The 12874-nt window shown below is 73.6% G+C and carries 2 protein-coding genes; both read right to left on the bottom strand.

Annotated elements, in window-relative coordinates:
- On the bottom strand, positions 1-11351 hold an 11351-nt coding region (locus AB0I15_RS65855), incomplete at its 3' end, for an amino acid adenylation domain-containing protein (protein ID WP_358120720.1).
- Between the two features lie 248 nt (positions 11352-11599).
- Positions 11600-12874 (bottom strand): non-ribosomal peptide synthetase (locus tag AB0I15_RS65850; protein WP_358120717.1); only part of this gene is annotated, 1275 nt, incomplete at its 5' end.

Here is a 12874-nt window from a genome sequence, read left to right as displayed (position 1 = left end):
GACACCGAGGCTGCCGACAGGCGCAAGGTCGTGAAGGTGTCGTCGAGGATCAGCAGCCTGTTCCGCCCGGCCGGGAGTTCCTCGGCGATCTCCTCGCTCGTGACGGTCAGGACCGCGCGGCTGTCGGTGAGCATGTAGGCGATCCGCTCCACCGGCTGCCGGGGATCGATGGGCACGTAGGCGGCTCCGGCCTTCCACACGGCCAGCAACGCCACCAGAAGATCCACTCCGCGATCCAGACACACGCCGACCACCGACTCGACGCCCACACCCTCCGAGGCCAGGACATGCGCCAGCCGGTTGGCCCGCTCGTCCAAGTCCGCGTAGGAGACCTCCTGACCATCCGGCGCGACCACCGCGACCTCGTCAGGCCGAAGCACCACCTGGGCCTCGAACAGCTCCACCACCGGTGCGCCGAACTCGTCGGTCGCGGTGTCGTTCCACGTCTCCAGCACCCGACGCCGCTCGGTCTCCCCGAGCAGATCGACCTCGCTCAACCGGGTCCGCGAATCGGCCCCCACGGCCTCCAGCACCCGCACCCAGTAGCCCGCGATCCGATCGGCCCACTCCGGGTCGAACAGATCGGTCGCCACCGTCACCGAGCCCCGCACCCCCGCAGGCGCGCCTTGCCCGTCGAACGCCTCGCTCACCATCACGTCGAGGTCGAACTTGGCCGCCGACCTCCCGGTCCCCGCCACAGGAGCGGGGCCGGTCCGCACACCCGGCAGATCCAGCACCGCGGCGATCGTGTCCTGCTTGGTCAGGACCACCTGGAACAGCGGATGCCGGGCCATCGACCGCGACGGGGCCAGCTCCTCCACCAGCCGCTCGAACGGCACGTCCTGGTGCGCGAACGCCGCGAGAGCGCCCTCTCGCACCCGCCCCAGCAGCTCACGGAACTCCGGATCGCCGGCCAGGTCCGCCCGTACCACCAGGGTGTTGACGAAGCACCCCACCAGGTCGTCCAGCGCCACATCCGTACGACCCGCGTTCGCCGACCCGATCGGGACGTCGGTCCCGGCACCGAGCCGCGACAGCAGCACCGCCAGCGCGGCCTGCAACACCATGAACATCGTGACGCCCTCGGCCCGCGCCACCTCCACCAGCCGCGCGTGCACCTCGGCCGGCACCTCCAGCGGCACGCTGTGCCCCTGGTGCGAGGCGACCGCCGGGCGTGGCCGGTCGAACGGCAGCGCCAGCTCCTCCGGGGCACCGGCCAGCGTCTCCCGCCAGTAGGTCATCTGGGTGGAGATCAGGCTGTCCGGGTCGTCCTCGTCCCCGAGCAGGTTCCGCTGCCACAGGGCGTAGTCGGCGTACTGGACCGGCAGCGGCCGCCACTCCGGAGCCCGTCCCTCGCGTCGCGCCGCGTAGGCCACCGACGTGTCGCGGGCCAGCGGTGCCATGGACCAGCCGTCGCCGGCGATGTGGTGGATCACCACGACCAGCACCCGCTCGTCCGGACCGGCCTCGAACAGCCAGGCCCGGATCGGCGCCTCCGACGACAGGTCGAACGCGTGGCGCACCGCCTCGGTGACCGCGCCGTCCAGCCCGTCGCGCCCGACCTGGGCGACCGTCAGTTGCCAGTCGAGCTCGTCCATGGCGACGACCCGCTGATGGGGTTCGCCGTCGGCGACGGGGAAGACCGTCCGCAGCACCTCGTGCCGGCCGATCACGTCCCGTAGCGCAAGGCCCAGGGCCTCGGCGTCCACCTCGCCACCGAGCCGCAGCACGATCGGCACGTTGTAGGTGGCGCTGGGCCCCTCCAACTGGCCGATGAACCACAACCGCCGCTGCGCGAACGACAGCGGCACCCGCCCCGGCCGCTCCACGGCCGCCAGCGCCGGTCGTGCCCGTCCCGCGTCGGCCAGCCGCTCGGCGAGCCGGGCCACCGTGGGCGCCTCGAACAGCGCCCGCAGCGGCACCTCGACACCCAGCGCCGATCGCACCCGGCTGGCCAGCCGCACCGCCAGCAGCGAATGGCCGCCCAGCGCGAAGAAGTCGTCGTCCACCCCCACCTGGGGCAGGCCCAGCACCTGCGCGAACACCCCGCACAGGATCTCCTCGCGCACGTCGGCCGGTCCCCGGCCCGCATCGCCGCCGTACTCCGGCGCGGGCAGGGCCCTGCGGTCGAGCTTGCCGCTGGTGGTCACCGGCAGGGCGGCCAGTGTCACGATCGCGGCGGGCACCATGTGGGCCGGCAGCCGTTCGGCCGTCAGCGCCCGTGCCGACTCGGCCAGCCCGGCGTCCGCGTCGTGCGGCACGAGGTAGGCGACCAGCCGCCGGTCTCCGGGAGTGTCCTCGCGGACCACCACCGCCGCCTGGGCCACGTGGGGGTGGGCGGCCAGCACCGCCTGCACCTCGCCCGGCTCGATCCGGAAGCCGCGGATCTTCACCTGGTCGTCGCCTCGGCCGGCGAACACCAGCCGGCCCGATCCGTCCCAGCGCACCCGGTCCCCGGTCCGGTACATCCGCTCGCCCGCGGGCCCGAACCGATCGGCGACGAACCGCTCCCCGGTCAGCCCGGCACGCCCCACATAACCGCGCGCCACCTGCGCCCCGGCCAGATACAGCTCCCCCACCACGCCCGGCGGCACCGGGCACAGCCACTCGTCGAGCACGTACGCCCGCACGTTCACCCGCGGCCCCCCGATGGTCACCTCACGCCCCGCGGCCAGGTCGTCGGTCAGCGCGGCGCACACCGTCACCTCCGTGGGCCCGTAGGCGTTCACCAGCCGGCGCCCCGGCCCCCACCGCTCCACCAGTTCCGCGCCCAGCGCCTCCCCGCCGGCCACGACCGTCCCGACCTCCGCCAGGTCGGCCGTCCCGACCACGCCCAGCACCGACGGCGGCACCAGCACGTGCGAGACCCCGAACCGCCGTACCACCCCGGCCAGTCCGGCGCCCGGCAGCAGGTCCGCGGCCTGCGCCACCACCAGGCAGCCGCCCGACCAGAGCGTCACCAGGAGTTCCCAGCAGGCCGCGTCGAACCCGGGCGACGCGAACTGCAGCACCCGATCGCCCACTCCCACGCGCCAGCCTCCGGCGGCCAGCAGGTTCACCGCGCCTCCGTGCGTCACCACGACGCCCTTGGGCCGCCCGGTGGACCCGGAGGTGTAGATCACGTACGCCGCGCATCCCGGCACCAGCCGGCCCCGCTCGTCCTCCGCCAGCGCCCCGCCGGGCAGGGCGGTCAGCTCCGCCACCACGCCGGGGTCGTCCAGCACCACGCGCGCCGCCCCGTCCGGCACCCGGTCCGTCAGGGCCGACGACGTCACCACCGCCGCCGCCCCCGCGTCCACCAGCGAGAACTCGATCCGCTCGGCCGGGTACACGGGATCCACCGGCAGGAACGCGCCACCCGCCTTCAGCACCCCCAGGACCGCCACCACCCACTCCAGGCCCCGGTCGACGCACACCCCCACCACCGACTCCACGCCCACACCGCGCCTGACCAGCAGCCGCGCCAGCCGGTTCGCCCGCTCCTCCAGCTCCGCATACGACGTCTCCACCCCTTCGCCGAGCACCGCCGACGCCCCGGGCGTCCGCCTCACCTGGGCCTCGAACAGCTCCACCAGCGACGAGCCGGCCACCTCTCCGGCCGTATCGTTCCAGTCCGTCAGCACCCGCCGCCGCTCCTCGGCGTCGAGCACCTCCACGGCGCTCAGGCGGGTCTGCGGCTCGGCGGTCAGCAGTGCCAGTACGCGCGTCAGCCGGCCGGCCAGCCGCTCGGCCGTCCCCCGGTCGAAGAGGTCGGCGGACGTCACCAGCGAGCCCCGCACCCCCGCCGGGCCGCCCTGAGCGTCGAACGCCTCCCCGACCAGCACCTCGAGGTCGAACTTCGCCACCGGGGCACCGGCCGACATCCGCCGGGCCCGCGCCCCCGGCAGCTCCAGCTCCGCCTCGCCGGTGTTCTCCAGGGTCAGCATCACCTGGAACAGCGGGTGCCGGGCCATCGACCGCGACGGGGCCAGCTCCTCCACCAGCCGCTCGAACGGCACGTCCTGGTGCGCGAACGCCGTCAGGGTGGACTCCCGGACCCGGGCCAGCAGCTCACGGAAGGTCGGGTTCCCGGACAGGTCGGTACGCAGCACGAGCGTGTTGATGAAGAACCCGACCAGCTCGTCCAGGGCCTCGTCGGTACGGCCGGCGTTCGCGGACCCGATGGGCACGTCGGTCCCCGCGCCCAGCCGGGACAGCAGCACGGCGAGCGCGGCCTGCATCACCATGAACGTGGTCACGCCTTCGCTCCGCGCGACCTCGACCAGCCGCGCGTGCACCTCGGCGGGGACGTCGATCGGCACGGTGTGCCCGCGGTAGGAGGTCACCGCCGGCCGCGGCCGGTCGAAGGGCAGCTCCAGCTCTTCCGGCGCTCCGGCCAGCGTGTCCCGCCAGTACGCCACCTGCCGGGAGACCACGCTCTCCGGGTCCCGTTCGTCGCCGAGCGACTCCCGCTGCCACAGCGCGTAGTCGGCGTACTGCACCGGCAGCGGCTCCCACTCCGGCGCCCGGCCCGCGCGGCGGGCGGCGTAGGCGGTGGAGACGTCCCTGGCCAGCGGCGCCCGTGACCAGCCGTCGCTGGCGATGTGGTGCAGCACCACCACCAGCACCCGCTCGTCCGGTCCCGCCTCGAACAGCGACGCCCGGATCGGCACCTCGGCGGTCAGGTCGAACGCGCACCCCACCGCGTCCGCGACCACGGCGTCCAGCTCGTCGGGGGCGACCTCGGCGACCGGCATCCGCCACGCCAGTTCGTCAGGGCTCAGCACCCGCTGACAGGGCTCGCCGTCGGCGACCGGGAAGACCGTCCGCAGCACCTCGTGCCGTTCGATCACGTCCCGCAGTGCCAGGCCGAGCGCCTGGACGTCCACGTCGCCGCCGAGCCGCAGCACGATCGGGATGTTGTAGGTGGCGCTCGGTCCCTCCAGTTGGCCGATGAACCACAGGCGCCGCTGCGCGTACGACAGCGGCACCCGCTCGGGCCGCGCCATCGCCGTCAGCGCCGTCCGCGCCTGACCGGCCTCGTCCAGCCGGGCCGCCAGCGCGGCGACCGTCGGCGCCTCGAACAGCACCGACAGCACCAGCTCCACGCCCAGCAGCGCCCGGACCCGGCTGACCAGGCGCACCGCCAGCAGGGAGTGGCCGCCGAGCGCGAAGAAGTCGTCCTCCACGCCCACCTCGGGCAGCCCCAGCACGTCGGCGAAGGCCCGGCAGAGCAGCTCCTCCCGTACGGTGGCCGGGGCCCGGCCCGCGCCCGTCTTCTGCTCCAGCGCCGGCAGGGCCCTGCGGTCCACCTTGCCGTTCGCGGTCAGCGGCAGCGCGTCGAGCACGACCACCGCGGACGGCACCATGTAGTCGGGCAGCCGTTCGGCGGCGTAGCTCCGTACCAGGTCGGGTCGCACGTCGCCGACGACATAGGCGACGAGGCGGGTGTCGCCGGGGAGGTCCTGTCTGGCGGTCACCACGGCCTGGGACACCAGCGGATGCCCGGCCACCACGGCCTGCACCTCGCCCGGCTCGATCCGGAAGCCGCGGATCTTCACCTGATCGTCGGCCCGCCCGAGATACTCCAGGTTCCCGTCACCGCTCCAGCGGGCGACGTCACCACTGCGGTACATCCGGACACCAGGCTCGTACGGGCAGGCCACGAAACGCTCGGCCGTCAGATCCGCCCGCCCCGCATACCCCCGGGCCACCTGCGCCCCGGCGATGTACAACTCACCCGCCACCCCAGGCGGAACCGGCCGCAACCACTCATCCAGCACATACAACCGGCAGTTCGCGATCGGCCGCCCGATCGGCACCGACTCCCCGACCTCGGTGCCCGCCCGCACTTCGTACGCACAACAGCCGACCACCGTCTCCGTCGGCCCGTACTCGTTCACCACCACGGACTCGGGAGACCGCGCCAGCCACGACCGCACCAAAGCACCCGGCAACGCCTCACCGCCCACCACCCACGTCCGCCCGGCATCCCCCGGCATCACCTCGGCCAGCAACGCCAAATGCGCCGGAACGACCTTCACCAACCCCAGCCCGTCCGACAACACCCCGGCCAGAGCCTCGGCGGTGCCTTCGACGCTCACCACCACCGCCGCCCCCGACACCAACGGCACCCACAAACTCGTCACCGTCAGATCGAAGGCCACCGACGAATGCAACGGCGCCCCTTCACCCACCCCATAAGCACCAGACGCCCACCCCACGTAATTCGCCAGCCCCGCCTGCGTCACCACCACACCCTTCGGCCGACCCGTCGAGCCCGACGTGTAGATGACGTACGCCACCTGCCCGCCGGCGATCGCCCGTTCGGGCCGCACGGCAGGGGCCGCCGCCAGCCGCAGCCTCGTCACCGGGTCGTCGAGCACGAGCAGCCGGGCCCGGCCCGCCGGCAACTCCTCGGCGATCTCCGTGCTCGTGACCGTCAGCGCCGCCCGGCTGTCGGCCAGCAGGTACGCGATCCGCTCCACCGGCTGACCAGGATCGATCGGCACATAACCGGCCCCCGCCTTCCACACCGCCAGCAACGCGACGACAAGATCAACCCCACGCTCCAGACACACCCCCACCACCGACTCGACACCCACCCCCTCAGAAACCAGCACCCGCGCCAGCCGATCAGCCCGCTCACCCACCTCCCCATACGAAAACTCCACCCCACCACAAACCACCGCCACCGCACCCGGCGTCCGAACCGCCTGCGCCTCGAACAACTCCACCACCGGAGCGCCGACATCACCGGCCGTGTCGTTCCACTCCTCCAGCACCCGCCGCCGCTCCCCGGCGTCCAGCACGTCCAGGCCGCTCAGCGGCAGCTCGGGACCGCCGTCCAGCGCCGACTCCAGCGCGGACACGAGGTTGGCCGTGGCGGTGCGCACCAGCCGTGCCACCGCGCGGGGGTCGATGGGCGCGACCGCGTCCACGGTCAGCGACAGCGCGCCGCCGTCGTCGTTGACGGCCACGGCCAGCGGATAGTTGGTGCGGTCGTGCGTGAAGACCGTGCGGACGCCCTCGATCCGGGTCCCGGGACGGCCGCCGCCGGTGTTGCGCCGGTAGTTGAAGAACGAGGTGAACAGGGGTGTGTCACCGGCGACCCCGCTGGCCCGCTGGGCGACGGCCAGGGATGCGTGCTCGTGTTCCAGCAGTTCCCCGAGCTGGTCGCGCATCGCCGACACGGCGGCCAGGACGCCCGGCTCGTCCGTGCGCACCCGTACGGGAAGGGTGTTCATGAACGGGCCGGGCACGCGGTCGGATCCCAGGCCGGCGTTCATCCGGCCGAACAGCACGGTCCCGAAGACCACGTCGGCCCGGCCGCTGACGGCGGCGAGCGCGCGGGCCCAGGCCACGTGCATGACCGGTGCGGGGCTGACGCCCATGCGGAGCGCGGCGTCCCGCAGCCGGGCGGTCAGCTCCGGGGAGAGGCCGAGCTCCTCCCGCACCACCCCGGCGCCGTCGCCACGCGCGTCCATCAGCCCGTACGGCGCCGTCGGCTCCCGGACGTCGCCCAGCAGCCCGGCGAAGTACCGCGCGTGCTCGTCCACCTCGGCCCCGCCGCGGGCCTGGGCCACGAAGGTGCGGAACGGCAGCGGCTCGGGCAGCGCGTCGCCGTGCCCGGTGAGGAAGGCCCGCACCTCGTCGAGCAGGACCTCCTTGGCCGTGTGGTCCTGCACCATGTGGTGGATGCGGAGCAGGGCCAGCCACCGGCCGTCGCCGCCGGGCCTGGCGGCCGTGTGCACCCTGATCAGCGGGGCACGGCTCAGGTCCATCGACGACCCGCCGGCCGCCACCAGCTCGGCCACCGGGTCGGCCACCGGGTCGGCGCCGCGCAGGGTCACCTCCTCGACGGGCAGGGCGGCGTGGCGCCACACCACCTGTACGGGTTCGCGCAGCCCGTCCCAGACGATCCCGGTCCTGAGGATGTCGTGGCGCTCCACCACGCGGCTCAGCGCGTCGAGAAAGGCGTCGAGCCGGTCGCGGGAGTCGAACTCGGCGACGGTCGGGAGCGCGTACGCGTCGTCGCCGCCGCCGGCCAGCAGGTGGTGGAAGAGCAGGCCCTCCTGCAGCGGGGCCAGCGGGTAGACGTCGGCGACGTTGGCCGCGCCGCCTTCGACGGTGGCGACGACGCGTTCGATCTCCTCGCTCGTCAGCTCCACCAGCGGCAGCATCTCGGGGGTGATCTCGGTGGCGCCGGCCGGGATCAGGTTGTCCGGCACGGTGGCCGGTGCCGCGCCCGACGACCAGGCGAGGCCGGCCGGGGTCGGGGCCTGGAACAGCGCACGAACCGACACCTCGACCCCGCGCTCGCGCAGCCGTTCCACCAGGCGGATGGCCAGCAGCGAGTGGCCGCCCAGTGTGAAGAAGTCGTCCTCCACGCCGACCTCGGGCAGCCCCAGCACCTCGGCGAAGGCCGCGCAGACGAGCTCCTCCCGGGCGTTCGCGGGGCGGCGGCCGGCGCCGGCGATGTGCTCGGGGGCGGGCAGGGCGCGGCGGTCCAGCTTGCCGTTCGGCGTCAGCGGCAGATCGTCCAGGACGACCACGGCCGAGGGGACCATGTACTCCGGCAGCCGCCCGGCCGTGAAGCCGCGCACGGATTCGGGCAGGCCGGCCGGGTCGCCGGCGGGCACGACGTAGGCGACCAGGCGCGTCTCGCCCGGCGTGTCCTCGCGCGCGACCACGACCGCGCGCGCCACCGCGGGATGGGCGGCGACGGCGGCCTGCACCTCGCCCGGCTCGATCCGGAACCCGCGGACCTTGACCTGCTCGTCGGCGCGCCCGCCGAAGACGAGCCGGCCGTCCTCGGTCCACCGGACCAGGTCGCCGGTCCGGTAGAGCCGCTCGCCCGTCTCGAAGGGGGAGGCCACGAACCGTTCGGCGGTCAGGGCGGGGCGTCCCACGTAACCCCGGGCGACCTGGGCGCCGGCGATGTAGAGCTCGCCCGCGACGCCGGGCGCGACCGGTTCCAGGAAGTCGTCCAGCACGAACATGCGGGTGTTGGTGAGGGGCCCGCCGAACGGCACCGCGCCGTCCCCGGCGGGGTCCACCCGCCCGGCCGCGGTGATCACGGTCCCCTCGGTCGGCCCGTACGCGTGGACGAGCCGCCGCTCCCGCGCCCACGTGCGGGCCAGGCCGGGCGGGATGTCCTCCGAGCCCACGACCATCGCCCCGACGCCGGCCAGGTCGTCCGTCTCCAGGACCGCCAGCAGCGAGGGCACCACGCTGGCCGACCGCACGCCGGTGGTCTCGACGAGCGAGCGCAGCAGGGCCGGCTCCGCCCGTTCGGCCGCGCTCGCCACCACCAGCGTGCCGCCGCACGCCAGGGTCACCGCCACGTCCAGCACCGACGCGTCGAACGTGAACGAGGCGAACTGCAGCACCGGCACGCCCGGCCCCACCTCCATCAGCGGCCCGAACACCGAGACGAGGTTGGCCAGGGAGGCGTGCTCGACCGCCACACCCTTGGGCCGCCCGGTCGAGCCGGAGGTGTAGATGACGTACGCCAGCTCGCCGGCCCCGGCCCGCGCCGGCGGCTCGGTGGCCGGGCAGGCGTCCAGGCGGGGGTCGTCGAGCCGGACCACGTGCGCGGCGCCGAGTCCTTCGGCCACCTCTTCCCGGTCGCAGACCAGCACGCGCGCCCTGCTGTCGGCCACGGCGAAGGCCAGCCGGTCGGACGGGTGCGCGGGGTCGAGCGGCACGTACGCGCCGCCGGCCTTCCACACGGCCAGGATCGCGGTCACGATGCCGGCGCCGCGCGGCAGGCACAGGCCCACCACCGACTCCGGGCCGACGCCGAGCGCGTTCAGGTGGTGGGCGAGCCGGTTGGCTCGGGCGTCGAGCTCCGCGTACGTCACCTCGGCGCCCTCGAACACGACCGCGGCCGCGTCGGGCGTGCGCAGGGCCTGGGCCGCGAACAGCTCCGGCACCGTGGCCGGCGGGATCTCGGCGGCCGTGGCGTTCCACTCGACGAGCATCCTGCGGCGCTCGTCCTCGCCGAGCACGCCGGTCTCGCTCAGCCGGGTCTCCGGCTCGCCGGTCAGCAGCTCGATCACGCGGCACAGCCGTTCGGCGAGCAGCGCGGCCGACCTCGCGGTGAACACGTCCGCCGCCACGATCACCGAGCCGCGCAACCCGGCCGGTTCGCCGCCGGCGCCGAACAGCTCGCCGACGCTGACCTCCACGTCGAACCTCGACACCGCGCCGCCGCCGTCGTCTCCGCCGGAGAGCGCGTCCGAGACGCCGCCGGCGCGCACGCCCGGCAGGTCGACGGCCGCGTGCGCGACGTTCTGCACGGTGAGCAGCACCTGGAACAGCGGGTGGCGGGCCAGCGAGCGGCTCGGCGTCAGCTCCTCCACGAGCTTCTCGAACGGCACGTCCTGGTGGGAGAACGCCGACAGGCTCGTCTCCCGCACCCGGGCGAGCACCTGGCGGAAGTCGGGGTCGCCCGACAGGTCGGTACGCAGCACCAGCGTGTTGACGAAGAAGCCGACCAGGTCCTCCAGCGCGACGTCGGTGCGCCCGGCCACCACCTGCCCGATCGGGACGTCGGTGCCCGCGCCCAGCCGCGACAGCATCATCGCCAGCGCCGCCTGCACCACCATGTACGTCGTGACGCCCTCGGCGCGCGCCACCTCGGCCAGCCGGGCGTGGGTGTCCGCCGGTATCTCGAACGGCGCGCTGTGCCCGCGGTGCGAGGCGACCGGCGGGCGCGGCAGGTCGAACGGCAGCGCCAGCTCCTCCGGCGCTCCGGCCAGCGCCTCCCGCCAGTAGGCGAGCTGGCGCGACATCACGCTGTGCGGGTCGTTCTCGTCGCCGAGCAGCTCACGCTGCCACAGGGTGTAGTCGGCGTACTGGACGGGCAGCGGCTCCCACTCCGGGGCGCGACCTTCGCGGCGGGCCGCGTACGCCACGGAGACGTCGCGGGCCAGCGGCCCCTTCGACCAGCCGTCACCGGCGATGTGGTGCATCACCACGGCCAGCACGTGCTCGTCCGGCCCGGCCGAGAACAGCGACGCCTTGATGGGCGCCTCGACGGCCAGGTCGAAGGTGTGCTCGAAGACGTCGCCGACCGCCGCGGCCAGGTCAGCGGGCGTGGCGGTCGGGGGCAGGTCGACCAGGCCAAGCTCCCATTCGAGGCCGTCCATGCCGAGGATGCGCTGGTACGGCTCGCCGTCGGCCACGCCGATCACCGTCCGCAGCACCTCGTGCCGTTCCAAGACGTCGCGCAACGCGGCGGCCAGCGCCCGCTTGTCCACCCGGCCCGTCAGCCGCAGCGCCACCGGGATGTTGTAGGTCGCGCTCGGGCCGTCGAGCCGCTCGATGAACCACAACCGGCGCTGTGCGAATGACAACGGAATCATCAAGACCCCTTTTGCTCACGTTGTCCAGTGACGTTCTTGGGGCGGAAAAGCCGCTGAAACATGACTCAGCAAATTAATAAAGAATGGCGAGGCGGCGAAAACATAAATCACCGGCCCGGGCATTGTCGTTTCGCCGGGGTCCACTATGGCGTATGCCTCGGCAGATGAACAATGCCGCGCATTCGTCGCGCTAATGTGCGGCGTTCAACTGCGCTGAAGCGGCAGTTGAACGCTCGCGGGGATGATTGTCAGCGGTCGCGCATGGGGCGCAGGGCGGGCCTGGTGCTCTTCTCCTCGCCGATCTGCTGGGCGAGGCTCGCGACCGTGGGGGCGTCGAACAGCGTACGGACCTGGACGTCCGCGCCGAGCAGGGCGCGGATGCGGCTGACCAGGCGGACGGCGAGCAGGGAGTGGCCGCCGAGGTCGAAGAAGTCGTCGTCCACGCTGACGCCCTCGACCCCGAGGACCTCGGTGAACGCGGCGCACAGCGCCTCCTCCCGCGCGTTGGCGGGCCCGCGTCCGGCGCCGGCCGTGGCGGCCAGGTCGGGGGCGGGCAGGGCGCGGCGGTCGAGTTTGCCGTTGCCGGTCAGCGGCAGCGCGTCCAGGACCACCCAGGCGGAGGGGACCATGTGCTCGGGCAACCGCTCACCCGCGAACCGGCGCACCACCGCCGGCAACTCGGTCGCGCTCTCGGCGTCGCCGGCCACCAGGTAGGCGACCAGTCGCACATCCCCGGGCATCTCTTCACGAGCCACCACGGCCACCTGTTCCACGCCCGGACAGGTCGCCAGCACGGCGCTGACCTCGCCGGGTTCCACCCGGAAGCCGCGGATCTTGACCTGGTCGTCCACCCGGCCCGCGAAGACCACCTGGCCGTCGCCGGTCCAGCGGGCCCGGTCACCCGTGCGGTACATGCGCCCGCCGCCGAAGGGGCAGGCCACGAACCGCTCCGCCGTCAACCCGGCACGCCCGAGATAACCCCGCGCGAGCTGCGCCCCGGCGATGTACAGCTCTCCGGTGACGCCCGGCGGGACGGGTGTCAAGTGTTCGTCCAGGATGTACAGGCTCGTGTTGGCCACCGGCGATCCGACGGGGACCTGTCCGCCGTGCAGGCGGGTGGTGGCCACACCGATCGTCGCCTCGGTCGGGCCGTAGTGGTTGAACACCGCACAACCACGCTGCCCGGCCACCGCCAGCAGCTCGTCGATCCAACCCGGAGCGGCGGCCTCCCCACCCAGCACCAGCAACCTGCCGGGCAACAACTCGGCGGACACGCCCAGCGCCGCCAGGTGCGAGGGAACCATCTTCACGAAGTCGATGCGCCGCTCGACCAGCAACGCACTCAACGCCGCCGGGTCGGTGGCCGCCTCCTCACCCACGATGTGCAGTTGCCCACCCGTGGCCAGGCTGGCGAACACCACCGTGTTCCCAAGGTCGGTCGCCTGACCCTGCACCAGCGCATACCGGCCACCGGACATCCCGAGCCGGCCCGGCACCGAAGCCACATAGTTCGCCAGCGCCCC

Source organism: Nonomuraea sp. NPDC050643, assembly GCF_040654715.1.
GTDB lineage: Bacteria > Actinomycetota > Actinomycetes > Streptosporangiales > Streptosporangiaceae > Nonomuraea.
This window is presented reverse-complemented; position numbering and strand designations above follow the sequence as displayed.